Origin of the sequence: Pseudomonas sp. s4 (assembly GCF_046764235.1) — a bacterium.
GTDB classification, from domain to species: domain Bacteria; phylum Pseudomonadota; class Gammaproteobacteria; order Pseudomonadales; family Pseudomonadaceae; genus Aquipseudomonas; species Aquipseudomonas asiatica.
In genome coordinates, this window is sequence record NZ_CP177209.1 from 3,311,782 (window position 1) to 3,336,470 (window position 24,689).

Below are 24,689 nucleotides of genomic sequence, written 5' to 3' on the forward strand. Positions count from 1 at the left end.
TTCTAATCGCGCACGACCCGTTTGCCTTTGTCACTCAAGGAAGTGTCACCATGTACAGGAAGATCGTGCCGCTGGCGCTGTTGGCAACGCTGGCCGGTTGCTCGAACAGCGAGGAAACCAGCGAGGCCAGTTTCCAGAAGGCCGCCCAGGCCTACCTCGATACCCAGTACCCACACTGCTTCGTCATCAGTTCATTCCCGACCAAGACCCAGGACTTCGACCTCCATGGCACCAACAAGGCGTTGCATGCCCTGGCCCAGGTAGGTGTGGTCAGCGAAAAGGAGATCTCGCGCACCGAGGTGCCCGCCCGCCTGTGGCAAGCGGCACGCACGGACATCTACTACGCCTATGACCTCACCGACGAAGGCCGCAAGTATTACAAGGCGGATAACGGGCTGTGCTTCGGCAAGGCTCAGGTCACCGCGATCGAGCAGTTCAGTGAGCCGAGCGAGGTGACTGGGCAGAAGATGTCGAATGTGACCTATGCCTACAAGATCACCGGGTTACCGGCTTGGGCCGGGGATGACGGGGTCAAGGCCAGCATTGCCGAACTGGGCAAGGCGGTGGCCAGCAATGACGCACCGCTCAAGGAAACCCGGGCGATGGTGCTGACCAGCCAGGGGTGGCGGTTGCAGGAGAAATAGCCGTGTGCTTTACCGGCCTCTTCGCGGGCTCGCCCGCTCCCACAGGTGCACCACTGGTTTTGAGAGCTGCGCTGTACCTGTGGGAGCGGGCATGCCCGCGAAGAGGCCGGTACAAGCGGCTTACATCCACCAGGCCAGCACCACCGGCAACCAGGCAAACGACAGCACCGTGGAACACATCACCAGGTTCGCTACCTGCTCCGGCTCGCGGTTGGCGCGCACCGCCATCAGGTAATTGAACACCGCCACCGGCATCGCCGACTGCACCACCAGCACCGCACGCTCCAGGTTGCCCATGCCCAGCGCCGCACCTACCGCCCAGCCCACGGCAGCCCCCAGGCCAATGCGCAAGCCGCCCAGCAGCATGCCGCTGCCCACATGGCGCAGGCGAATGCTGGCCAGCGACACGCCCAGTGTCAGCAACATCAGCGGGATGGTCATGCCGCCCAGCAGGTCTGCGGTATTGGCCAGCCAGCGCGGCAACTCGAAATCGAGAAAGATGATCGGCATGGCGCCGGCCAGGCTGATCACGATAGGGTTGCGCAGCAGTGCCTTGAACGAAGCCGCAGTACCGGAAATGGCCATGCCGAGGGTGAACTGCACGATCGACAGGGTCAGGAAGAACGCCACGGCCAAGGCCAGCCCGTGTTCGCCAAAGGCATAAAGGCTGATCGGCAGGCCCATGTTGCCGGTGTTGGGGAACATGAACGCCGGCAACAGCACACGCCAGTGCATGCCCGAAGCGCGGCACACCAGCAAGCCGGCCAGGGCCATGCCCAAGGTGCACAGCAGGCAGGCCATGGCCATGCTGGTGAAGGCGTTCGGGTCCAGCTCGGTGCGGCTGAGCGTGGAGAGCACCAGCGACGGGGTGCCGACGGTCATCACCACCCGGGCGATGAATTCGGTGGGGTAGTCCAGGCCCTTGCGGGCCCAGGCATAGCCGATGCCGGCGACGATGAAAACCGGGGCCAGGACGGCGAACAGCGAAGCGAACATGGGGGCCTTCCTTGGGGGTGGGCCCCGCATTATGCCGCAGTCTTCGGGATTGCCGGGGCTGCTTTGCAGCCCAATCGCCGGCAAGCCGGCTCCCACAGGTACAGCGCCAAGCCTTGAGGTATCACCACCATGCGGGAGTAGCTGTCTTGTGTTGCCTGTTCTGGCCTCATCGCCGGCAAGCCGGCCCCCATAGGTACTGCACAATGCTTGAGGGCGATGCAGTCGAGGTGGGAGCTGGCTTGCCGGCGATTGGGCCGCAAAGCGGCCCCGGGATGTCCGCCCAAGACGCATTCGTGTCGCCCACAGACTGCGGCGTCTCGTCGCACACCCAAGCCCCTTGGGCAAAACCGCGCAAGCCCGTAGAATCGCGCTTCCTTTTCGCCCGTCGCCTTGAACGGTGGCAACCGGCAACGTCGCATCCAGCCCAGGCACATCCGTGCAGCCACTCGGCCCCGTTCGGGTCGAGCCGGTGTGCGCGTCCGAAAAGGCGCTCATTCCGCTCATCCAACTAGAGGTACCTATGTCTCCGCGTTTGCTGGCCATGGCGCTGGCGCCCCTGCTCGGGCTGTTCATCATTGCCCTGGGCAACGGCTTCATGTCTTCCCTTACCACCCTGCGCCTGGGCGCTGCCGGCGAATCAGCCACCACCATCGGTGTGGTCTCCTCGACCTACTTCATCGGCCTGACCCTGGGTGCCATCTTCAACGACCGGCTGATCCTGCGCATCGGCCATATCCGCGCCTATACCAGCTTCGCCTCGCTGATCGCCGTAACCATCCTGCTGCAAGGCCTGTTCTACGACGTCACCTGGTGGTCGGTGCTGCGCCTGATCAACGGCTGGGCGGCAGTGGGCGTGTTCCTGGTGATCGAAAGCTGGCTGCTGCTGGCCGGTGACGCCAAGATCCGCGGCCGCCTGCTGGCGCTGTACATGATCGCCTTCTACGGCGCCGGGGTCATCGCCCAGGCCGGCCTTGGCGAAATCACCCAGATGGGTGACACCGCACCGTTCATGCTGGCCGGCGTGCTCGCCGCCCTGTCGGTACTGCCCATCGTGATCCTGCCGCGGGTGTCGCCACTGCTGGACCAGGTCGAACCGCTCAAGCCGCGCCAGTTGCTGGGCGTTGCGCCGTCGGGCCTGGTCGGCTGCTTCGGTTCGGGTGTGGCCATTGCCGGCATCTATGCCCTGCTGCCGCTGTACCTGCAGCGCATCGGCCTGGATGTGGGCGAGGTCGGCAACATGATGGCCTGGGTAATTCTGGGTGCCATGCTGCTGCAATACCCGGTCGGGCGCTGGTCTGACCGCAAGGACCGCCAGGATGTGCTGATCGCCCTGGCCGGGCTGTGCGTGCTGCTGTCGCTGGTGACGGTGTTCCTGCCGCCTGACTCGATCCTGCTGCCGGCGATGCTGTTCCTGCTGGGTGGTGGCGTGTTCACCCTGTACCCGGTGGCGGTCAGCCATGCGGCCGACCGCGCGCCATCGGATGCACTGGTGCCGATGATCCAGGGCCTGCTGCTGATCAACTCGCTGGGTTCGGCCATGGCGCCGGTGGCGATTTCGCCGATGATGACCGAGTTTGGCGAGGCCGGATTGTTCTGGGCCTTTGCCGTGGTCAACCTGGCCATGGTGTGCTTCTTCATGTGGCGCCGAGGCAAGCGCCCGGCGGCAGAACACCCGGCTCCGTTTACAGCTTCGACCACCTTCTCGCCGACCGGTGCCGAGCTGCGGGTGACCGAAGATCTGATGCACGCGGCGCAGGAGCACCCACCGCTGGAGCCGGTGGAGAGTGCTGCGCCAGCGCAGGCGCAGCGTTCAGAATCGCATTGACTCCGGGGCTGCCTTGCAGCCCTTTCGCAACACAAGGCCGCTCCCACAGGGGCCGCGCAGGTTTGTGGATCTGGCTTTAGCCATTCACCAGGTTGGCCGGGCGCTCACCAGCCAGGGCACTGAGCAGGTTGTCCACCGCACAGCGCGCCATGGCCTGGCGGGTTTCCTCGGTCGCCGAGCCGATATGCGGGGTCGCCACCACGTTGTCCAGCTGCAACAACGGCGACTGCGCCGACAGCGGCTCCTGCACGAACACGTCCAGGCCGGCGCCGCGTATGCGCCGGGCACGCAACGCTTCGATAAGCGCTTGCTCATCCACCACGCGCCCGCGGGAAATGTTCACCAGGATTGCCTGGGGCTTCATCAGCGCCAGCTCCCGCGCGCCGATCAGGCCTTCGGTGCTGGCACTCAGCGGCACGGTCAGGCAAACGAAATCCGCCTGCTGCAACAGCTCGTCCAGGCTGCATTGACGCGCAGCATGGCGCGCCTCCACCTCTGGCTTTGCACGCTGACTGTGATACAGCACACGCATGCCAAAGCCGGCCGCGGCGCGCCGGGCCAGGGCCTCGCCGATGCGGCCCATGCCGACGATGCCCAGCGTCTTGCCGTGCACATCACTGCCGAAATGCGCCGGGCCGAGGTTGGCCTGCCAGTTCCCGTCTCGCACCCAGTTCGCCAGCTCCACCACCCGCCTGGCGGTGGCCAGGATCAAGGCGAAGCCCGTGTCGGCGGTGGTTTCGGTCAGCACGTCGGGCGTGTTGGTCAACATCACGCCACGCCGGCTGAGTTCGGCGATGTCGTAGTTGTCGACACCGACCGAAACGCTGGACACCACTTCAAGCTGTGGCGCCAGGTCGAGCAGGCTGGCGTCCAGGCGCAGGCTGGCCCCCAGCAGCCCGTGCGCACCCGGCAAGGCATCGCGCAGACGGGCCAGGCCATCGGGCTGGGAGGTATCCACCCAGGTCACCTCGACGCGCTCTTGCAGGCGTGCCATCAAGTCGTCGGACAGGCGTTTGTACAGGACGATTCGCTTCTTCATTGCACAGGTTCCTAATGGTTCATGGCCAGACGCGAGTTGCCGCGCTTGGCCCGGCCAGATGTCTGGGAAGTATTGAGCGCGGCGGTAAGCGCCACTGCGGCCAGCAGCGCACCGCACATGAACAGGTAGGAGGCACCAGGCCCGCCGGTGACGCCATTGAGGTAACCCACCAGCCACGAGCCACCGAACGAGCCCAGCGCGCCCATGCTGTTGATCAGTGCCATGGCACCACCGGCGACGTTGGCCGGCAGGATCTCGGGCACGATTGCGAAGAACGGGCCATAGGGTGCGTACATGCAGGCGCCGGCGACCACCAGCAACGCGTACGACAGCCAGAAGTGCTCGCTGCCCAGGGCGTACGAGCCATAGAACGCAACGGCGGCGATCAGCAGTGGCGGCCAAACGAAGCGCTTGCGCTTCTGCAAGCGGTCGGACGCCCACGACACACCGACCATGCCCAGCACCGCCGCCAGGTAAGGTACCGACGACAGCCAGCCGGCCTGCACGATGTCGAGGTTGGCCGCCTGCTTGAGGATCGACGGCAACCACAGCACGAAGCCATACACACCGATGCTCCAGCAGAAGTACTGCAGCGAAAGGATGATCACCTGCGGCGAGCGGAACGCCTCGCGGTAGTTCTTCACCGGCTTGATACCTTGCTGCTCGGCAGCCAGCGCCTGCTCAAGGGCGGCCTTTTCCTGCGCGCTCAGCCAGTTCACCTGGGCCGGGCGGTCATCCACCAGGCGCCACCAGAAGAACGCCCAGACGACGGCGGGCAGGCCTTCGATGATGAACATCCAGCGCCAGTCGTAATGCTTGACCAGGTAGCCCGACACCACCGACATCCACAGGATGGTCACCGGGTTGCCGAGGATCAGGAAGGTATTGGCGCGCGAACGCTCGGCGCGGGTGAACCAGTGGCACAGGTACACCAGCATGGCCGGCATCACCGCCGCCTCCACCACCCCGAGCAGGAAGCGGATGCCGATCAGCATGTAGACGTGGCTGACCACGCCGGTGAGCGTGGCAAGGCCGCCCCAGAGTATCAGGCAGACAAAGATCAGCTTCTTCACACTGCGCTTTTCGGCATAGATGGCACCGGGCACCTGGAAGAAGAAGTAACCAAGGAAGAACAGTGCCCCCAGCAGCGAAGACAGTGCGGGGGTGATATGCAGGTCTTCAGCCATGCCGGAAGCGGCGGCGAACCCGTAGTTGGCGCGGTCCAGGTACGCCAGGCTATAGGTGAAGAACACGATCGGGATGATGTACCACCAGCGGCGAGGTGCCAGGCTTTGGCTTTGCATGGTTCGTTTCTCCTGAGCTTTTTGTTTTTGTTGCAACAGGTGTTTCGGGTCAAGTGTTCAGGCGCTTCTGCGCAGGTCGTGGGCTTGCAGCTCATGGCGCAGCGGCAGCCCTTCCATGTCGCCACGCGACTGCACGGCGCGGCTGCCGCACCAGTTGCCACGCGCCACTGCCTCGGCTACCGGGTGGCCGTCCAGCAGCGCACTGAGCACGCCGACGGCAAAGGCATCGCCGGCGCCAACGGTGTCTACCACCTGGCTGACCGGCACTGGCGCCACCTGGCCTTCGCCCTTGGCGCTGCGGAAGTAGGCACCGGCGTCGCCCAGCTTGATCACCACCAGTTCCACCCCTTGGTCGAGGTAGAAAGCGGCGATGTCTGCCGGGGTGTGCTGCCCGGTCAGCAGGCGGCCCTCTTCCAGGCCTGGCAGCACCCAGTCGGCCTTGGCCGCCAGGGCATTGACTTCGCGCACCATGCTGCTTTGGTCAGGCCACAGCGAGGGGCGCAGGTTGGGGTCGAACGAGATGCTGCGCCCGGCGGCACGCATGGCGTCCATCAACGCATGCGACAGCGCCCGGCAGCCGTCCGACAGCGCCGGCGGGATGCCGGTGGCGTGCAAGTGGCGGGCCTGCAGAGAACCCGGGCGCAGCAGCGCCGGCGACAGCCGGCTGGCTGCCGAACCACGGCGGAAGTACTCCACCGCCGGATCGCTGCCGTCATCGCAGCGGGCCTTGAGCTGGAAGCCGGTGGGGTAGCTGGCATCCACCTCGACGCCGGAGCAGTCCAGCCCTTCGCGGCGCAGGCTGTCGAGCACGAAACGGCCCAGCGAATCGTCACCCACCCGGCTCAGCCAGCGGACCTTGAAGCCCAGCCGCGCCAGGCCGATGGCCACGTTGCTGTCGGCGCCGGCAATGCGCTTGCCGAACTGGCCGACACTGGCCAGGTCGCCGGCCTGCTCGGCGACGAACATGGCCATGGTCTCGCCGAAACACAACACGTCATGCTCATGCATGGCTCAGCTCCTCACTCGATACGCCCTGCCCCAGCGCCGCCAGGTCGCGCACCTGGGCACGGGTCAGCGCCAGCAGATCGTCGCTCACCAGCGGGTACTCGACAGCACGCACCACGCCGGGGGTGAACTCGGCCATCAGCTCGGCCCACTCCTGCAGGTCCGCAGTCTCTGGCGGGACGGCTACCAGGCGGCCATCGGCCCGGCGCTGCACGGCCTTGCAGTGCACATAGCGCACCCAGCGGCCAAGCTGCCGTGCGGCGTGCCGGGCAGGCTCGCCCTGCCACTGCCAGTTACCGATGTCGAAGGTCATGCCCAGGGTCAGCCCGAGCTCGTCGGCGCGCTGGAAAAACTGCTGCAGGGGTTCGATCCGTCCACCTTGCGCGGTCTGGTCGTTCTCCACCAGCAGCAATGGCCCGTGCGCCGGCAACAGCGTCGTCAAGGCCGCGACGTCACAGCCCGCATGGTAGTGGCCCAGGGAAACCTTGAGCGCGACCGCGCCAAGGGCGCGGGCAGTTTCCAGCTTTTGCGCCAATTGCGGGTCAAGTTCGCCTTGTGCGGTCCACAGTTCCAGGGGTGTGGAGTACAGGCACTCCAGGCGTAGCGCGGCAATGGCTGCAGCCAGCGCTGCAGTGTCCGGCGCACGAGTGAACAGTTCTTCGCGCAGCTCCACGCGGGTAACGCCGGCGGCAGCCAGCAGGTCAAGGAACTGCTGCTGGCCACGTTGCCGGACAAAGTCGGCACCGTAGCTGGAGAGGCTGATGGAAACGGGGTTCGAGTGCATTGTTTTTGTCCTTATGAAACCGGTTTCATTTTTTGATGACAGCAGGCGCGCAGGTGCCTGCCTGTGATTACTGTGGCTGGGTTGAACCTCGGATGATCAGCTCGGCCTTGAAGTCGATGCGCCGGGCTGCCCCGCTGTCGCCGCGCAGGCGGCCAAGCAGGCTCTCGAATGCCGCCACGCCGATTCGCTCGGTGGGCTGGGCCAGTGCAGTGATGCCGCTGCCGACCAAGGGGTACCAGTCGAGGTCGTCGAGGGCGATCAGCCCGACGTCCACGAACAGATTGCGCCCTGCTTCGTGCAGGGCCCGGGTCACGGCCAGGGTGGCGACACCGTTGAAGGTGAAGATGGCCTGCGGGCCATGGCCGTTGCCGGCGAGGAACGCAGCCAACTGCTCATCAAGCCCGGTGCCGGTCTCCAGCACCTGTTGGCGCATGCCGGGCCGACGGCTGACCGAGGATCCGAACGCCTGTACTCGCTCCAGGCGCGAGCTGGTGCCATCGAGGGGTTCGGTTACCGCCAGGATATCGCGGTAGCCTTGAGCTTGCAGGTGGTCGAGGGCCTGCTCGACCGCATCGGCATTGTCCAGGCCCACCAGGTCGACATTCAGTTCGGGCAACTGGCGGTCGACCAGCACCATGGGAATGTCGCGCTGCAGGTTGAGCAATTCGCCGGGGTGATGGCCAAGCGTGTTCACGATCAGCCCTTCGACGTTGTAGGACTGCAGGGCCACAAGATGGTGACGCTCCTGCTCGTCGTCGCGGTTGGTGTTGCACACCACCAGGCTGTAGCCGTGCTGGCGGCAGGCAGTTTCCACGCCATGCATCACGGCCACTGAATAGGGGTTGAGGATATCGGCCACCAGCATGCCGATCAGGCGCGTCTGGCCGCGCTTCAGGCCACGGGCCATCTGGTTGGGGCGGTAACCGAGGCGCTCGATGACCTCTTCCAGGCGCTTGGCGGTGGCTTCGGCGAGCAACTGGCGGTCACCGCCGATGTAACGGGAGACGGTGGCCTTGGAAACGCCAGCGACACGCGCTACTTCGCTGATGGTGACCCGTTCGCGGGCATGGGCAGGCGCGTCGGTCATGGGCTGTCCTTATGATTGTTGTGATAGCGATGAAACCGGTTTCAATACAGCAAAATCGCACGCGCTCGTCAACATGCCGTTGGTCGGGAGTGCGATATCCATGCATAGTAAATGCAATAAGAATGCCCTTTAACTAACTGATAAATATAGAAAAGTAAATGCAAAACCCTGTGGGAGCGGGTTCACCCGCGAATGCGATTTTGAATGTGCCGACGCATTCGCGGGTAAACCCGCTCCCACAGTGGATTGGGGGTGCAGACAGAGGGATGCAGTTAACGGAGGGATTTCACGTCACTGGCAGTGACGGCACTGCCCTGGTTACCCCAACTGGTGCGAATGAAGTTCACCACCTCGGCAACCTCCTGGTCACTCAGGCGCCAGCCGAACGCCGGCATGGTGAAGTTCGACGGTGCCGCGTGCGTCGCCGGCACCGTGCCCCCCGCCAATACCACGTGGATCAGCGATGTGGCATCCGCCGTCTGCACCACCGGGTTGCCGGCCAAGGCCGGGAACACGCGGGTATAGCCCTGGCCATCGGTACGGTGGCAGGCCGCGCAATTGTCGATGTACACCGCCGCCCCGGGCTTGCTGTCGTCACCCTTCCATAGCGCATCCGCCACCTGTTTGTCGTACACGTGCGGCTGGTCGTCAGGGTTGCTTGGCGGCAACGTCTTCAGGTAGCGGGCGATAGCGGTCAGGTCGGCGTCGCTCATGTGTTGCATGCTGTGCTCGACCACGTCGCTCATGCCACCGAACACGGCGCTGCGGTCGCTACGGCCAGTCTTGAGAAACTGCACCAGCTGCTCTTCGCTCCAGCTACCCAGGCCGTCCTTGTGGTCGCCACGCAGGTTCTTGGCAATCCAGCCTTCCAGCGGTGCACTACCGGCCAGGAACTGCTCGCCATCCTGTGGGCTCAGTGCCTTTTCCTGCATGGTCAGCGCCCGCGGTGTATGGCACGCACCACAGTGCCCCAGGCCCTCGACCAGGTAGGCACCGCGGTTGACCACCGGGTCGGCTGCCGCCGATGCCTGCCAGGGCTTGGCCTCTGGCGCGAACAACCCACGCCAGACCGCCAGCGGCCAGCGCATGCTCAGCGGCCAAGGGATATCGGTGGCCTTGTTCGGCTGCTCGACCGGTTCCACGCCCTTCATGAAGTAGGCATACAGCGCTTGCATGTCCTGCTCGCTGACGCGTGCATAAGACGGATATGGCATGGCGGGATACAGGGTGCTGCCGTCCTTGCCGATACCCTTGCGCACCGCCCGGTCGAAGTCTTCGAAGCTGTACTGGCCGATACCACTGGCCGCCGGGGTGATGTTGGTGGAGTACACCGTGCCGATCGGTGTCTCCATCGGCAGCCCACCGGCGAACGGCTTGCCGCCCTTGGCGGTATGGCAGGCGACGCAGTCGCCGGCGCGGGCCAGGTACTCGCCCTGGCGCACCTGCGCATCGTCATTCGGCGCAGCCTGTGCAGCCACGCTGGCACCCAGCAGGGTTGCGATCAACATTGTCTTCATGCGCATCGCTCCTCAAGCCTGAACCAGCGGGCCAGGGTTTTTCAGGTACTGCTCGCGGATGGCGCGGGCCGACCAGTAGGTCAGCGCAGCCACCAGCCCGGTCGGGTTGTAGCCCAGCCCTTGGGGGAACGCCGAAGCCCCCGGAACGAACACGTTGTGCACGTCCCAGCTCTGCAGGTAGCGGTTCAACGCACTGGTTTTCGGGTCGGTGCCCATGATCGCGCCGCCGTTCAGGTGGGTGGTCTGGTAGCTGGCGGTGTTGAAGTGGTCCTTGACCTTCTTGCCCAGCACGGCAATGGTCTTGGGGTTCATCGCCTGGGCGATCTTGCTCAGCTTGTCGACCATGAACTGGTTCATCCTGATGTCGTTTTCCTGCCAGTCGAAGGTCATGCGCAGCAGTGGCTGGCCGTAGGCGTCGCGGTAGGTCGGGTCGAGGTCCAGGTAGTTGCCACGGTAGGACTGGTGGGCGCCGTGGGCGTCCATCGACACCTGGTGGGTGTAGTAATCGGCGGTGGCCTTCTTCCAGGCGCTGCCCCAGGCCGGTGTGCCAGGCGGGGTGGCGCCGCCGGCAATCGGCCGTGTGCCGGCCTGGTTCACCCACATCGGCGAGCCACCGACGAAGCCGTGCGGGCCATGGTCGAAGTTGTCGGCGTTGAAGTCATCGATGGCGATGCCGTTGCCACCGGCGCCGATGAAGTTGTTGGTGTAGGTGTCCTTGTCGAAGAACGCCTTGACCGTGCCCATGTTCTGGTAGGCGAAGTTACGCCCGACCACGCCTTCGTTCCTGATGGGGTCGTACGGTTTGCCGATGCCGGACAGCAGCATCAGACGTACGTTGTTGAACTGGAACGCCGCCAGGATCACCAGGTCCGCCGGCTGCTCCACTTCCCGCCCCTGGGCGTCGATGTAGGTGACGCCGGTGGCCTTGCGCTTGCTGTCGTCCAGGTTCACCCGCAGCACATGGGCGTTGGGCCGCAATTCGAAGTTCGGCACCTGGCGCAGCGCCGGCAGGATGTTCACGTTGGGCGAGGCCTTGGAGTACATGTAGCACACGTAGCCGCTGCAGAAACCGCAGAAGTTGCATGGCCCCATCTGCGCCCCGTACGGGTTGGTGTACGAGCCAGAGGTGTTGGCAGAGGGCAGGTTGTAGGGCTTGTAGCCCAGGCTGGCCGCCGCCTTTTCGAACAGCCTGGCCGACACCACGTTTTTCTGCGAAGGCAGCGGGAACGGGCTGGAACGGTCCGGCGCATAGGGGTTGCCGCCCTTCCCTTCACCAACGACCTGGCCGTTGACGGTCCAGGCCTGGCCAGAGGTACCGAATACCTTTTCGGCAAAGTCGAAGTGCGGTTCCAGTTCTTCGTAGCTGACCCCGAAGTCCTGGATCGTCATGTCTTCGGGGATGAACTTGCGCCCGTAGCGTTCTTCGTAGTGGCTGCGCATGCGCAGCTCCATCGGGTCTACCCGGAAGTGCACGCCAGACCAGTGCAGGCCTGCGCCACCTACACCTTTGCCCGGCAGGAAGGCTCCGAGCTGGCGGTTGGGCAGTGCCACGTCGTTCATGCCATGGCGGATGGTGACGGTCTCTTTCGACACATCGACGAACAGCTTCTTGCGCACGCTGTAGGTCAGCTCGTCGATCACCTGCGGGTAGCTGCCTTCCGGGTAGGTGTCCTGCATCGGCCCCCGCTCCAGCGCCACCACCTGCAGCCCGGCCTCGGTCAGTTCCTTGGCCATGATCGCGCCGGCCCAGCCGAAGCCCACGATTACCGCGTCCACTTTCTTCATCACGGTCGCCATGCCTCAGGCCCTCTCGCCACGGATCGAAACAGCCGGGAACGGGTAAGGCTCGTTGCGCTCGACCCAATCCATGAAATCGGCGCGGGCGCCGGGGAAGCCGATCTGGGTCCAGCCGACCATGCCTTTGTTGCCGCCATGGATCGGGTCGCAGAAGAACCCTTCACGGGTGTTCTGCACCAGCAAGCTGAAGAACACCTTGGCCGGCACGGTGTCGAAAACCAGCTCTCCAGCCTCGACCTTGCTGAGAATGCGGTCTCGGGTAGCGCTATCTTGCGCAGCAAAAACTTGCCCGGAATTGGCCTTGCACCAGCCGTCCACGGCGGCGATGCCCAGGCGGTAGATCTGTTGCGGGCTGAGTTGCAGCTGGTAACCCAGTTCGGGCGCGGCGTCGGCCTTGAACGGGCCCTGCATGTACCACTGCGCGCCGGTTGCGTAGGGGGTGTTCATCTGCCGGTCGATGAATTCGGCAGCGCCTGCTTCAAGTGCACCGGGACCAAGCTCGTCGGCCGGGATGATGCGCGAGACGGCCGCCTGCACGAAGGCCCACTCCTCGGCAGTGAAGAACGTCGGCTGGTAGTTGCCCGCTGGCGGCGTGGCCGGCACTTTGGGCTCGTGTTGCGGGGCCGCAAGCAGCTGACTGGCACCCACGCCAAGCCCCGTGCTGGCCACGGTGACCACGGGGATCAAGGTCAAGGTCTTGCGCAGAAAGTCCCTGCGCGGGTTGTCGGGGGCATGCTCAGGCATTGCGAATCCTCATCGGCTGTGTGCGGCCTTGAAAAGCGCCATCTGATTTTCAATATGGGGGGTGGTCTTGATGGGCCATCAAGAAAACAGCCGGATAATCTAGCGCGTTCAGAAATGTTTTGAAACCGGTTTCATGCCGTGCTTGCCTGCCATGAAAGATGCTCCTAAGCCTATGCATCCAGCCAAGGGTATTTTTCACACTAAGGACGCTTTGAGCTGCATCTTCAGATTCTGAAATGCACAAAGGAAGAATCTTCCTACGATCGCATCGGACGTTTCGGGATTCCCGATAGATTGATTCCTGGTTTACGTTCGGGCTTCAGCCAAATGCCTGCGACTAGCCGCGTGGATACTCCATGCCACCATGCAGCGATGGCGCGCCGACAAACGAGGATTAAGGATGTCCGATGAGCCCGATGTAACTGTGAAAACACTACACAGGAAGAAAAAGCCGGTCCTGCTGGAGGATATCCAAGGGAACCCGCTACCTCGCTCCAGCACCGAATCTGGGCAAGCCATGGATCTTCCTGGCTACTCAGCCGACCCGGACTTCCAGCTACGCGGCGGCTTCGCCAACCTGATGCTCGACGCGGCCAACCCGCTGTTCGGCCTGGTCATACGCCTGCGTACGCTGGATGACCTGCCCAACATCGAACATGTGCACAAGACCCTGCAGATTCAGGTCAGCACAATCCGCGAGGAAATACAGCAGCACGGTTATTCCTCTGTGCACCTCGAAGCCTATTCCTATGCCTTGTGCCTTTACCTGGACGAGGCCGTGATGAGTCGCCCCTGGGGGAACAATTCGTGCTGGAGCCACGAACCGCTGCTCAGCATCTTCCATGGCGAAACCCAGGGTGGCGAGAAGATCTTCGTGTTGCTGGAGCGGTTGATGCAGTCTCCGGAGGAGTTCCAGGATGTGCTGGAGTTCCTGTACTTCTGCTTTTGCCTGGGCCTGAAGGGCAAGTACGCCCTGGACCCGAAGTGCGATGAAATCATCAACGCCCTGATTTCGCGGATGCACAAGGTCATTCGTGCACTGCGCGGCCCCACGCCGGAATTCCCGGGCGACCCCTATACCAACGTGGTCCATCGCCCCCACCGCATGCGTCGTCGGGAATGGCCCTGGTGGAGCCCGTTGGTGATCTCCGCCATCGCCATGGTCTGCGCCTACTGCTACTACAGCTACCGCCTGAGCTTGATCACCGCCGAGGTGCTGGAGTCGCTCAACGGCATTTTGCAGCAGTAGCAAAGGGGATCCGCATGCCTAGCCAATCCGACTTGCGCTTCACCTTCCAGCCGCTCGCTGGCCAGATTGACTTCGAGGTGGTTTCGTTCGAACTCGACGAAATGATCAGCTCACCGTTCCAGCTGAAGCTGGAATTGATCAGTTTTGAAGACGAGGTCGACTTCGGCCAGTTGCTCGACCAACCAGTGCTGTTCACGATCTGGCGCGGTGAGCGCCCCCTGCGCTATGTGCACGGCCTGGTCAGCAGTTTCAGCCAGGGTGAGACGGGGTTCTATCGCACCCGTTACCGCGCATTGGTCGAGCCCGTGCTGGCCCGTGCCGGCTTACGTTCGAACTGGCGCATCTTCCAGCAGAAAACCGTGCCGCAGATTCTCGAATTGATGCTCAAGCGCCAGGGCATTGCCCGTTTCGAAATCAACAGCATGGGCGAGCATCAGGTGCGCGAGTTCTGCGTACAGGCCGGTGAAACGGACCTCGACTTCATCGCCCGCCTGGCGGGGGAAGAGGGTTTCGTCTATCGCTTCGAGCACACACCGAAACACCATCAGCTGGTCATCACCGACCGACTGCTGGCGCTGGGGCAGATCAGCCGAAGCGCGCTCAAGGCCGACGACGAGGATGAAGACTTCTTCGACGAAGACGACATCGGCCCCGGCCAGGTGCTGTACCGTGCCAACAGCGGTGGCGACCAGGCCAGGCCTTGCCTGCGCCGCCTGCGTTACAGCGAACAGGTACGCACTGCACGTCAGGTGCAGCGGGACTACACCTTCACCAACCCGCAGTACCGGCAGGAACACCGCGCAGGTGACAGTGGCATCACCCATCAGTCCCGGGACTATGAGCGCTTCGACTACCCCGGCCGCTACAAGCGCGATGCGGTCGGAGTGCCCTTTACCGCCACGCGCTTGACGGCCCTGCGCCATGACGCCCGTATTGCCGAAGTCGAGGGTGACGATGTACGCCTGCAACCGGGGCTGAGCTTTACCCTCATCGAACACCCGCGCAAAGACCTCAACGCCCATTGGCGTGTGATGCGTGTACATCACGAGGGCAGCCAGTTCACCAGCCTGCAAGAAGAAGCTGCCGGGGCCGAACAAGGAACGCGCTACTCGCAGGAAGCCGTGCTGGTGCCCGGCCGAATCGAATGGCGCCCGGCGCCGTTGCCCAAGCCACGCATCGACGGCCCGCACATGGCCACGGTCGTCGGGCCGCCCGGGGAAGAGATCTACTGCGACGAGTGGGGCCGGGTCAAGGTGAGCTTCCCCTGGGACCGGGAGAGCGAGAACAACGAGTTCAGCTCCTGCTGGGTGCGCGTGTCGCAAGGCTGGGCCGGTGGTAGCTGGGGTTCGATGGCCATCCCGCGCATTGGCCAGGACGTGATCGTCCAGTACGTCAACGCCGACCCCGACCAGCCGATGATCACCGGGCGTACCTATTGCGGCGACCAGCTGCCGCCGTACGACCTGCCCGAACACAAGACCCGGATGACCATCAAGAGCCAGATCCACAAAGGCGATGGTTTCAACGAGCTGCGCTTCGAGGACGAACTGGGACGACAGGAAGTCTTCATCCACGCAGAAAGAGACCAGAACAACATCGTCAAACATGATGAAACCACGCAAGTCGGGAACGACCGCACCGAGCGTGTCGAAAGGGATGAGACCCTTTCGATTGGCCAGGACCGCCGGGAAGAGATTGCCCGGGACGAGTCCGTCAATATCGGCCAGGACCGGACCCACCAAATAGGCAACGACGACACCCTGACCATTGGCCGGACTTATACCATCATCACCGGCCTGGACCGGATCGAACAGGTCGGCAACCACCGCCAGGACGTCACCACAGCCAATCACACGGTAGAAATTGGCGGTCACCTGGAACAGAGCGTGGCCGGTCACAACACCTTGCAGACCGGGGAAGCCATCCGCCACACAACCAAGGTCTATGACATCCAGGTCAGCGAAAGCCTGACTATCAGGAGTCCGGCCGGGTTGCTGCGCATAGATCGTGCCGGTATCACGTTGGACGGACTGGCACTGGCCTTCAAAGGTCCTGTGAGTCAGCAGGCCAAATGCAGCCAGCACATGACATCGACCTTCGGCGTACCAGAGCCCGGCGAGCCCATTTGCCTCAGCTGCTTGCTGAAAGCGATCGCGGATGGCCACAACATGATTCGCATGGAAGGAGCAAGCTGATGCCAAGCCCATTTATCAGAACTATGGTGGAGGTGCTGCGTACCTCCGACCGCTATCGTCTGAGCGCGATCGTGGAAATGGCCAAGCTGACACCCAGCGTGCAGGAAAAGTTGACCCGGCACTATGAGGATCGCTGCTGGCCACTATTGCAACAAACCCAATTCCACAATCTGCGAACAGCAGGCCCTTGGCTGTTCGGGTCGCGGCTAGGCGCCGTTGTGTCGGCCCAGTACGATTTTCAATGGCAACTCGAACAGCTTGCTTCGGGCGCGGTTTGCGGCTGGATCGTCAGTGCGTTACCAACTGCCCAACTTGCCCGGCATCTTAGCCACGCCAACATCGTGACGGGAGCAGACGGCCATTTGTACCTCCTGCGTTTCCACAACGCTGCAGCTTTGCGAGTGCTGGATACATATCGTGAGCTGCCAGGGATAAGCGAATGGCTAGCTCCCATCCATCACTGGTGGTCGCCTGTAGCGCACCCGAACAAGCGGTTGTGGCTACAAGTATCCGGTGCTGATCAGCCTCCGCCCCTGCACCTCCCACAAATCACGCTAAACGAAGACTGTTGGGCTGAATTGGCGGGAGACCCGCTGAGCTATCAACTTGCCGAATTGATCAAGGACGAGCCGTCCTGTGCGGCTTTGGCCACTGCTTGCCACGGAACAAGGGTTGGTTTGATCCAACACTACCTGGATCAGGCGCGCGAGCAAGGCTTGGACCGTGAGGAAGACCTCATCAGCTATGTGCTCATACTAGCTCGCCACGGCGAACAACTCAGTAGCTCGCAAGCCTGGCAGGACGCGATTGTCGCAACACGCGAACAGCAAACATCCCTGATGGACAACGTGCAGCGATGCCTGCGCGCCAAGAATTGAGGTACACAGCCATGGACTCGGTCACCGAAACCCTCGAACTTTGCAGACGCATCACCACTGGCTACCGCCCTGCCCTGCGCAACAGCCCTGTCGCCGACTGCACCCGCCGTTTCGAACTGCTGCCCCTGCGCTATGCCGCCGTCGGTGGCAATCCGGCACAACGAACCCGCCTGCCCAAATTGCCGGACTACCTCAGCCCCTTTCAGGATGTCGGCGAGCTGACCCATTCTGGCTATGCTATCCGCCCTTTGCGCGAAGGCTTCCTCTATCTGCTGATCAAGCGCCACAGCGAATCGGCCTATCAATGGCATAGCCAGTACCGCGTTGCCCCCAACGGCTCGCTGCTTTACATCAGCGCAGACGCGCCTTGGGAATCCGCTCCCAACGCCGCTAACCTGGAGGAGACCATTCGCGGCTTTGGCTGGACTATCACTCTTTACGATCTGGATGACATCCAGGAACTGCGCCCTTTGTTCAGCCCCTCCCCACTGACCCCACGTATGCTCGATAACTATCGCCTACTTGAGGACGAATATCGCAGTAGTCTGCCGCCCATCGATATCGCCCGATTAACCCAGCCCTCCAATGCACCGCCGCAAGCCCATGTACTCAAGCACGATCAACTTGGCTGGGTCGCCGATTTCAAAGCCCTGGAGGATTCCGACCTGAAAGCGCTGCTGGACCTGCAGCCGTTCAACAACGACCAGATCGTCTCGCCGCATGCGTCACGACAAGCCCTGGCACCGCCGGTTAATCAAACCAAACCCCGCGGCGCCGCAATCGTCATCGAAGACGCCATCGGTATCACCCAAGAGCTCAATGCCTGGCGCAATGCTGCCGTCGACGACGTAAAGACCAAGTGGCTGCGGCGCGGCGTAGAACCAGGCGTGGATAACGAGCGCAGGCTGCTGGTCGCGCAATCGTTCCTGGAGATCGAGAAGCTCTACCCGCAGATGATGGCCGACCGGATCGTCAAACGCGAAGTCATGGCCGAGACCATTCGCAACCAGCCGGCCACGCCGGTGAAGTTCTATGCATTTTCCGATCGGGCCAGACAACAGGCCGATGCGCATGATGAGAGGATGAGACCACACCTTGAGAAGTTCGAGCGCGGCGTGCGTGCCAAGGTCCAGAACCGTCAGGATACCGGTGAATTCAGCAAGAAGTTCGACCAGAAATACGGCCATCTGGTCGACCGTCAGGCGATGCACGATCAGCTGGAAAGTTTCGAGCAAGCCATGCAACAGGCCCAACAGGAGTCAGAGGATCGGGCCAAGGATCATGCCCGCTGGTTGATCAGTGAACGCCTACTAAAGGCCCTGGACCGTTACGACAATGCTGACCTGATCAATGGCCTGGCCTTTGCCGAGCAGACCGGCCAATGCGTTATCGGCATGGAGCTCAGTGAATGGGGAACGACTGTGCTGGACCACTGGTGGCGTAGTGATGTTGCTGATCGGAGCAACCTGGCGATACGGGGTATTACGTACAACCAGGATGACATTCGTGATGCGCTCGCGGCGCTACGGGAAGCGGCCATGGCCAAACCTCCGTCGGAATCATGGTTCGTGCTGCGTGAGTCACTTGTCCGACAAGCGCACATTGCGGCGAATGCTTTCGGGCGCGCCAACGCTTTATATGAAGAACTGCAGAACAGAAACAGCCACGCCAGCATCGGCCTATACGCCTGGTACGTGGCGCTGGGCCGACAAGTGCTTCGTACCGGAGCCCCCAACAGTGTGGACCGTGCCCTGCACCATGGCCTGCGCCTGACTCTGTTTGCTTCGGTACATGAGACAGCTGTCGACATTCGCCTGAGTGAAGCGGCTCGTAGCGGGCAGCCATTGAATCCGCAGCGCAGCGCTGGCCAGGCAAAACGATACTTGGACCAGGCCTGGGCCGAAGGATTGATGCAAGCCAATAAGAGCGACTTTTACAAAGTGCGTGTCTCCGGTCTTGTATGCCTGCTGGAAGGGATGCTGATGGCGTTCAAGGCCCGCGAACTGCCCGACAGTGATGTACGGATTAAGACCGAACTCATGGCAGCCGCCATGACCACGGCTGCGGCGGGTTTCGAGATTGGGGCCAGCTATGTGGAGCAGGTGGTGACGCGTTACGGCGCAAATAGCGTGTCCGGCAGAGGTGCGGTTGCGACCTTGGGGAGGTTGAAACTCTGGGGAGCCGGATTAGCGGGGACGGGAGGGTTCGTACTGGCTTGGTGGGACTTCGCCGACGGGGTAAAAAATCACACTCAACATAATGTCTCAACGAAATCTTGGACATTGAGTGGGGCCTACTTTACGCGCGCACTGGCTACACTTGCTTTATCTATCGGAGAATTGGGAACTGCTATAGGAATAGCTAAGCCCTTCTTCAATCGCCTTACGATCAACAATCAGAGCAAACTCATACGTCTTGTAGGGCGATCATTAGGTAGCCTGGCTACCAGACTGGGTACGCAGGCGGCTCGTTTGCTGTTAACCAAATTAATTTTAGGAGCGTTCTGGGTAGGCCTGCTACTAACCGCCATTATTTTCTTGCTTGAGGACGATGCGCTAGAAAAGTGGTGCAAGCGGAGCAGCTTTCGCTTGGAAAAGAACTCTAAACCTTACGATGAACGAGAAGAGTTAGCAGCCCTGCATTCAGCTTTTAGCGAGGTCCTTTAATGTATCTTATCGAGCGGGGGCTGTGGCAGATGGCGATTGAATCCGAGGCTAAGCGCAAGAAATTCGACGTGCAAAGGAGCTCGACTGTAGAGCGCGCTGACAAGGATTTCCATGAAGATGACTTGAATAAAGACATACACTTCAACAGTGTCAGCGAAAAACCAAATGCACGCGGCCCCATATTTTCTTTCAACGATACATATATGGAAATGCGCTGCGGCGGGTCAGAAGAAAAACGCGGCATCATCACGATGATGACGCTTGGCAGTTTAGGCCCAATGACTTACGCATGGCTGCACATAACGTTTGGCTCCATCTATATCAATGCGACTCAACCCGATTTCTTTTCTGCGTTCTCGGTCCTATTCAGCGCGTACATGCTATCAATTGGCGGAGCCATTTATTACTTATATGCCAAATACGGATTTCGTTTTACTCGACTTGAAATGCTTACCAGCCGCCATTTGCTCATTCGCTTCAATCGAAAAACCCAGCAAGTTCACCTCCATAGACCAAGCTACTGCGGCGGTATAGCAACATTCCCCTGGAGAACAACCGGAAGCACCGGCGTCAACCCTGAAGACGACTCCCTCAGCGCGGGCATGAGGCTGTGCTTGGTCTGGCACCCCAGCCGCACTGGCCTCCCTCACATGGAAATGGCCCTACTCGGCAAGCAAGGCCAAGGTGGTAGCGAACTTCGGGACGAGTGGGAGTTCATTCGCCGCTATATGGAAGATGGCCCACATGCCGTCCCCCGCCCCCGTCTGAGCACCCAACTCCCCTCGCCCGTCCAGGCATTCAGCGCCCAGTTCGAAGGATTGGGTCGTTTCTACCGGAAAAGCAGTTGGCTGTTCAAAGTCGTCCTGCTCTTGGTTTGGCCCGCCTTCGTCATTATCGGCACCGGCCATTGGCTGAGCTTGCTGTTGTGCTGGCGACCGCGCTGGCCGAAGGTTATCCGCGAAGCTGGCATGCCCGGTAAGCCCGTCCCAGCGGTGACAGCGCTGAGCGACTACCCACCAGAGATCCAGAAACGCCTGCTCGCCAATGCCGATCGCTGGCAACTCAAACCCGGCAAGCGCTCAGAGAAAAAGCCACGCAAATTACGTACGTCGAGATCGAAGGTGCACCGACCGGGTAGCTGATGCTACGAATGGGTCGGTACCACCTGCCCCAGTCCCCAACCTTGGGGACACGGTGCCCAACGGCAACCCCCTGCAATCGCCCTTGCAAGAGAAATGGATCCCTTGCCCTGCAAGGGCTGCAGCACATTTTTTCCGGCTTGGCACGCCTATTGCCGATCTCCTGCCAGACGCCCCAAGTCCATGGGCCCGTTTGCAGGAGGAAATGACTCATGCACCGACCGATACCCCACCCGCTGGCAGTGGCGATTTTCGCCGGCATGCTCCAGCTCCCGGCGCAGGCTGCCTTGAACGCTGTCGATCCAGGCGCCTATGTTCCCGCCAACGGTGGCTTCCCAGCCTGGTACCAGGACAGTCACGGTCGTACCCTCGACCTGTGCCTGACGAAGGCGGTCAGCTCGCGTGTGCCTGGCGCACCCGGCGCACCTTCGTACATGTGCACGCTGCTGCCCACCCCCGGCGTGTTCGACGATACCCAACCCATCGTCTTCCCCACCAACTTCCCTGACGAGGCGTTCTGGTTCACCGCCGACGCCGCCATCGTAGACGCCACTCGCGGCATCGACCTCAGCTACGGCACCGCGATCGAAGCGGCATTTGCCGCCGAAGAACCGGTCGACGGCGACCAGGTCAGCTTCGCCCGGGTGCGTATCCGGGTCGACGTGCCAACCGCCGGCACCTACGTGGTCACTCACCCCTATGGCGTCGAAGTGTTCGACGTACCTGCGCCCGGGCGCCGGGCGATCAACATGACCCGCGACATCGGCATTGCCGGCGCAGGCGACTTCACCGGCGCCCTGAAAGGCGATGTCGGCCCGTTCCTGCGCAGTGTCAACGGCCCCTACACTGAAGGCAGCGAGCGCTTCATCGGCGACCCGAACCTGGAAGAACGGGTGACCGGCAGCCCCTTCAATACCAACTACGTGCGCATCGAAGGCCCCGGCGGCATCGACCTGCGCACCGAGCTGTTCGCGGTTTCGGGCAAGCTTTCCGAAGTGACCCTGCCAACCCCGCTGATGCCGCAACGCAGTACCTACTCGCGGCATACCGAGAACGGCGACCTGCGCGCCCAGCAGGACATCTTCGCGATGGCCCCGCCGCCACCGGCCAGCGTCACCCTGACCAGCCAGACACCCAACCTGAACCTCACCGAGGCCAACGGTACCGGTGCCTGGTACGCCCAGTCGGTGCTCGACCCGGCCGCCGGGACGATCCTGACGCTGACCGCCGACAACAGCGTGGCGATCCCTGCCAGCAGCCCGACCACCGCCAATGTACCGCTGACCGACCTGGTCGTTATCACCCAGGCCCAGTTCCGTCTGTCCACCGGCGAGCTGACCTTGGTGGCCAGCACCAGCGACGAAACCACGCCGCCAGTGCTCACCGCACACACCGGCAACGGCGCGCTGATCGGCAACCTGAGCGGCACAGGTGCCGTGAAGACGCTGAGCACCAGCCTGTCGCCGATCCCGCCGGCCAAGGTGCAGGTCACCAGTACCAACGGCGGTAGCGACACCGAAGACGTGGTGCTGGTGCCATGAACAGACAAAGGCTCAGCCTTCAAGGAGGCAGCATGAACACTTGGTCGCGCCGTGCGCTGTTGGCCGCCGGTTTCTCCCTTACCGTTACCAGCGCCGCGTTTGCCGCGCTGTCCGATGTCGACCCGGGGCCCTACACCTTCGCCACCGGTGGCTATCCGATGTGGTACAAGGACAGCCTCGACCAGTCCCTGGAGCTGTGCCAGTCCCGTGCTACCAGTACGCGTGCGCCAGGCGCGCCGGGGGCACCGGCCTACATGTGTACCTTGTTGCCCGAGCCTGGCATCTATGACGATGCCCTGCCGCTGGTGTTCCCGGACAACTGGCCGCCCGAGATGTTCTGGTTCCTGGCGGAAACCGCCATTCCGCAGGTCGGCAACAGCGGCTATGAACTGGAGGTTTATGTAGCCGGGGTGGAGGCTGCCTTCGCCGCCGAAAACCCTGTCGATGGTGACCAGCAAAGCTTCGCGCGGATCCGCATCCGTGCTTCGGTTCCAAGTACCGGTACCTACACCATCACCCATCCCTACGGGGTGGAGACGGTCAACGTCACCACGGCGGGGCGTCGGGCGATCAACATCACCCGGGACATTGGCATTGGCGCACCAGGCAACTTCCGGGGAGCGCTGGCGGGGGCGATCGGCCCTTGGCTGAAGGGTGTTGGCGGGCCTTACACCGAGGTCAACCCCGATACCGGCGCCATCGAAACCTACATCGGCGACCCCAATATCACCGAGGCGGTGACCGGCAGCCCCTTCAATACCAATTTCGTGCGCATTCAAGGCCCCGCTGGCACCATCCAGACCAACACCTTCACTGTTTCAGGCAAGGTACTCGACCAACGGGCCCAGACCCCGGTCAGCCTGGAACGCGCCACCTATTCGCGCAATGCCACCGGCACTCGTACGGAAGTGTTCGCCAAGGCGCCCAGCGCAGCCAGCCTGTGCATGCGCAATGGCATTGCCCTGGTCGGCACCCCGCCCTCGCCGTGCCAGTACACCCTCACCGCCGACAACAACGGGCTGTTCTTCCACCAGCAGTTCGGCCAGGAAGCACCGCCTGCAGTGGTGGTGGTCACCGCCAGCGACAGCGCCGGCGGTACCCAGCCAACCGCGCTGTCGAGCAAGCTCACCGACGTGGTCAAGGTCGGCACCGCACGCTACGACTGGGCCAACAAGCGCCTGTTGATCGAGGCCAGTTCCAGTGACGAAGTGGCGGTCCCGGACCTGATCGCCCAAGGCTACGGTCGCCTGTCCAAGGCGGGCACGCTGCAGAGCCTGACCGTCAACGACGTGCCGCAGCCACCAGCCACCATCACGGTGAAGTCGGCACGCGGCGGCAGCGATGTCGAACCGGTAGTCGTGGTCGGCAACGCGCCGGTCGAGGCGGCCAACCAGCCGCCGCTGGCCCAGGCCGATACCGGCAGTACCAGCGTGGGCATCCCGATCACCCTCAACCTGCTGCAGAACGACAGCGACCCGGATGGCAACGTACCGCTTACCATCAGCGACCTCACCCAGCCCGGTACCGGTCTTGGCGGCGTGGTGATGAACGGCACCACCTCGGTCACCTACACCCCGCCAGCCGGGGCCACGCAACCCGTGGTGGCCACTTTCAGCTACCGGGCAGTGGACGCCAAGGGCCTGAAGTCGGAACCGGCCACGGTCACCATCAATGTGGCGCCCAACCAGGCCCCGACCGCCAACCCGGAAACGGTCGCCACCCTGGGCGTGCCTTTGACCATCAACGTGCTGGCCAACGACACCGATCCGGAAGGCAACGTACCGCTGAGCGTTGCTGCCGTCACCCAGCCGGCTGCCGGCCGGGGCACCGTCAGTACCGACGGCACCACGGTGACCTACACCCCACCGGCCACGGTGACCACGGCCTTCACCACTACCTTCACCTACCAGGCTCGTGACTCGCTGGGGGCCCTGTCCAACGCCGGCACCGTCACCGTCAACGTATCGCCACGGCCCGCCGCCGAAACCTTCACGGTCACGACCGCCACGGTCACGGCACGCTCCAACAACCGTTACAACTGGGACCTCAGCGGTACCTCGTCGGTCACCACCGGCAATACCGTCACCGTGCGGGTAACCACCACTACCGGCGTACAGACCCTTGGCACCGCCACGGTGGCGCTGACCGGCCGCTGGCGCCTGGCGGTGAGCAATAGCACCACGATCATCCCGACTGCGGCACCGACGGCGACGATCACCACCAGCCAGGGCACCACACGCACCGTCAACGTAACCGTGCAGTAAAGGCCGGAGGTTGCA

At 62.7% G+C, this 24,689-nt stretch carries 18 protein-coding genes; 9 read left to right on the forward strand and 9 right to left on the reverse strand.

The genetic code is table 11. The features are described from left to right. Positions 1–50: 50 nt before the first annotated feature. Positions 51–644 (forward strand): hypothetical protein, encoded by a 594-nt coding sequence (locus ACK56M_RS15545; protein WP_015270503.1) that lies wholly within the window; start codon positions 51–53, stop codon positions 642–644. A gap of 120 nt (positions 645–764) precedes the next feature. On the opposite strand, the gene ACK56M_RS15550 is transcribed toward ACK56M_RS15545, so the two are convergent. Continuing rightward, the gene (locus ACK56M_RS15550) at positions 765–1,640 is read right to left on the reverse strand and encodes an AEC family transporter (protein WP_013972763.1); all 876 of its coding nucleotides are present in this window, start codon (positions 1,638–1,640) and stop codon (positions 765–767) included. 520 nt (positions 1,641–2,160) lie between these two features. On the opposite strand from ACK56M_RS15550, the gene ACK56M_RS15555 reads away from it, so the two are divergent. Continuing rightward, positions 2,161–3,465 carry an MFS transporter gene (locus tag ACK56M_RS15555; RefSeq protein WP_015270504.1) on the forward strand — a complete coding sequence of 435 codons (1,305 nt, stop codon included), beginning with the start codon at positions 2,161–2,163 and terminating at the stop codon, positions 3,463–3,465. Positions 3,466–3,541: 76 nt separating this feature from the next. Here ACK56M_RS15555 and ACK56M_RS15560 read toward each other — a convergent pair whose 3' ends face one another. The 8 genes from ACK56M_RS15560 to ACK56M_RS15595 all read right to left on the reverse strand — a co-directional run bounded on the left by ACK56M_RS15560 (position 3,542) and on the right by ACK56M_RS15595 (position 12,742). Beyond that, the gene (locus ACK56M_RS15560) at positions 3,542–4,504 is read right to left on the reverse strand and encodes a 2-hydroxyacid dehydrogenase (protein WP_015270505.1); all 963 of its coding nucleotides are present in this window, start codon (positions 4,502–4,504) and stop codon (positions 3,542–3,544) included. Positions 4,505–4,515: 11 nt separating this feature from the next. Beyond that, positions 4,516–5,808 carry an MFS transporter gene (locus ACK56M_RS15565; RefSeq protein WP_411958771.1) on the reverse strand — a complete coding sequence of 431 codons (1,293 nt, stop codon included), beginning with the start codon at positions 5,806–5,808 and terminating at the stop codon, positions 4,516–4,518. Positions 5,809–5,865: 57 nt separating this feature from the next. Beyond that, positions 5,866–6,816 carry a sugar kinase gene (locus ACK56M_RS15570; RefSeq protein ID WP_015270507.1) on the reverse strand — a complete coding sequence of 317 codons (951 nt, stop codon included), beginning with the start codon at positions 6,814–6,816 and terminating at the stop codon, positions 5,866–5,868. Next, the gene (locus tag ACK56M_RS15575) at positions 6,809–7,597 is read right to left on the reverse strand and encodes a TIM barrel protein (protein ID WP_015270508.1); all 789 of its coding nucleotides are present in this window, start codon (positions 7,595–7,597) and stop codon (positions 6,809–6,811) included. Before ACK56M_RS15575 ends, ACK56M_RS15570 begins: the two co-directional genes overlap by 8 nt. Before the next feature lie 67 nt (positions 7,598–7,664). Continuing rightward, entirely contained in the window at positions 7,665–8,684 is a 1,020-nt protein-coding gene (gene ptxS, locus ACK56M_RS15580) for a transcriptional regulator PtxS (RefSeq protein ID WP_013972769.1), read from the reverse strand. A 272-nt stretch (positions 8,685–8,956) separates the two neighbouring features. After that, complete coding sequence (locus ACK56M_RS15585) at positions 8,957–10,201, reverse strand: cytochrome c (RefSeq protein ID WP_015270509.1); 1,245 nt, start codon at positions 10,199–10,201, stop codon at positions 8,957–8,959. Positions 10,202–10,213: 12 nt separating this feature from the next. Continuing rightward, positions 10,214–11,998, reverse strand: coding sequence for a GMC family oxidoreductase (locus ACK56M_RS15590; protein ID WP_100414160.1), 1,785 nt, complete (start codon positions 11,996–11,998; stop codon positions 10,214–10,216). Between the two features lie 3 nt (positions 11,999–12,001). Continuing rightward, on the reverse strand, positions 12,002–12,742 hold the full coding sequence (locus tag ACK56M_RS15595) for a gluconate 2-dehydrogenase subunit 3 family protein (RefSeq protein ID WP_054571852.1): 741 nt from the start codon (positions 12,740–12,742) through the stop codon (positions 12,002–12,004). Between the two features lie 400 nt (positions 12,743–13,142). On the opposite strand from ACK56M_RS15595, the gene icmH reads away from it, so the two are divergent. From icmH to ACK56M_RS15630, 7 genes are all read left to right on the forward strand, one after another. After that, positions 13,143–13,991 (forward strand): type IVB secretion system protein IcmH/DotU, encoded by an 849-nt coding sequence (gene icmH, locus ACK56M_RS15600; protein ID WP_137109016.1) that lies wholly within the window; start codon positions 13,143–13,145, stop codon positions 13,989–13,991. Positions 13,992–14,005: 14 nt separating this feature from the next. Then, on the forward strand, positions 14,006–16,186 hold the full coding sequence (locus ACK56M_RS15605; RefSeq protein WP_411958772.1) for a type VI secretion system Vgr family protein: 2,181 nt from the start codon (positions 14,006–14,008) through the stop codon (positions 16,184–16,186). Then, complete coding sequence (locus tag ACK56M_RS15610; RefSeq protein ID WP_100414064.1) at positions 16,186–17,064, forward strand: DUF4123 domain-containing protein; 879 nt, start codon at positions 16,186–16,188, stop codon at positions 17,062–17,064. Before ACK56M_RS15605 ends, ACK56M_RS15610 begins: the two co-directional genes overlap by 1 nt. 11 nt (positions 17,065–17,075) lie before the next feature. Next, positions 17,076–19,730: a T6SS effector BTH_I2691 family protein gene (locus tag ACK56M_RS15615; RefSeq protein WP_100414065.1), complete on the forward strand. Its 2,655-nt coding sequence runs from the start codon at positions 17,076–17,078 to the stop codon at positions 19,728–19,730. Next, positions 19,730–20,872 carry a DUF6708 domain-containing protein gene (locus tag ACK56M_RS15620; RefSeq protein ID WP_061304524.1) on the forward strand — a complete coding sequence of 381 codons (1,143 nt, stop codon included), beginning with the start codon at positions 19,730–19,732 and terminating at the stop codon, positions 20,870–20,872. Before ACK56M_RS15615 ends, ACK56M_RS15620 begins: the two co-directional genes overlap by 1 nt. Before the next feature lie 209 nt (positions 20,873–21,081). Then, on the forward strand, positions 21,082–22,410 hold the full coding sequence (locus ACK56M_RS15625; RefSeq protein ID WP_191472651.1) for a hypothetical protein: 1,329 nt from the start codon (positions 21,082–21,084) through the stop codon (positions 22,408–22,410). Between the two features lie 32 nt (positions 22,411–22,442). Then, entirely contained in the window at positions 22,443–24,674 is a 2,232-nt protein-coding gene (locus tag ACK56M_RS15630) for an Ig-like domain-containing protein (protein ID WP_015270513.1), read from the forward strand. Positions 24,675–24,689 lie beyond the last annotated feature (15 nt).

Coding starts and splice junctions, on each gene's coding strand:
- ptxS (WP_013972769.1), bottom strand. CDS start 8,684: ATGACCGACGCGCCTGCCCATGCCCGCGAACGGGTCACCATCAGCGAA.
- ACK56M_RS15610 (WP_100414064.1), top strand. CDS start 16,186: ATGCCAAGCCCATTTATCAGAACTATGGTGGAGGTGCTGCGTACCTCC.
- ACK56M_RS15555 (WP_015270504.1), top strand. CDS start 2,161: ATGTCTCCGCGTTTGCTGGCCATGGCGCTGGCGCCCCTGCTCGGGCTG.
- ACK56M_RS15620 (WP_061304524.1), top strand. CDS start 19,730: ATGTATCTTATCGAGCGGGGGCTGTGGCAGATGGCGATTGAATCCGAG.
- ACK56M_RS15565 (WP_411958771.1), bottom strand. CDS start 5,808: ATGCAAAGCCAAAGCCTGGCACCTCGCCGCTGGTGGTACATCATCCCG.
- ACK56M_RS15585 (WP_015270509.1), bottom strand. CDS start 10,201: ATGAAGACAATGTTGATCGCAACCCTGCTGGGTGCCAGCGTGGCTGCA.
- ACK56M_RS15625 (WP_191472651.1), top strand. CDS start 21,082: ATGCACCGACCGATACCCCACCCGCTGGCAGTGGCGATTTTCGCCGGC.
- ACK56M_RS15545 (WP_015270503.1), top strand. CDS start 51: ATGTACAGGAAGATCGTGCCGCTGGCGCTGTTGGCAACGCTGGCCGGT.
- ACK56M_RS15590 (WP_100414160.1), bottom strand. CDS start 11,998: ATGGCGACCGTGATGAAGAAAGTGGACGCGGTAATCGTGGGCTTCGGC.
- ACK56M_RS15560 (WP_015270505.1), bottom strand. CDS start 4,504: ATGAAGAAGCGAATCGTCCTGTACAAACGCCTGTCCGACGACTTGATG.
- ACK56M_RS15575 (WP_015270508.1), bottom strand. CDS start 7,597: ATGCACTCGAACCCCGTTTCCATCAGCCTCTCCAGCTACGGTGCCGAC.
- ACK56M_RS15605 (WP_411958772.1), top strand. CDS start 14,006: ATGCCTAGCCAATCCGACTTGCGCTTCACCTTCCAGCCGCTCGCTGGC.
- ACK56M_RS15615 (WP_100414065.1), top strand. CDS start 17,076: ATGGACTCGGTCACCGAAACCCTCGAACTTTGCAGACGCATCACCACT.
- ACK56M_RS15630 (WP_015270513.1), top strand. CDS start 22,443: ATGAACACTTGGTCGCGCCGTGCGCTGTTGGCCGCCGGTTTCTCCCTT.
- icmH (WP_137109016.1), top strand. CDS start 13,143: ATGTCCGATGAGCCCGATGTAACTGTGAAAACACTACACAGGAAGAAA.
- ACK56M_RS15550 (WP_013972763.1), bottom strand. CDS start 1,640: ATGTTCGCTTCGCTGTTCGCCGTCCTGGCCCCGGTTTTCATCGTCGCC.
- ACK56M_RS15595 (WP_054571852.1), bottom strand. CDS start 12,742: ATGCCTGAGCATGCCCCCGACAACCCGCGCAGGGACTTTCTGCGCAAG.
- ACK56M_RS15570 (WP_015270507.1), bottom strand. CDS start 6,816: ATGCATGAGCATGACGTGTTGTGTTTCGGCGAGACCATGGCCATGTTC.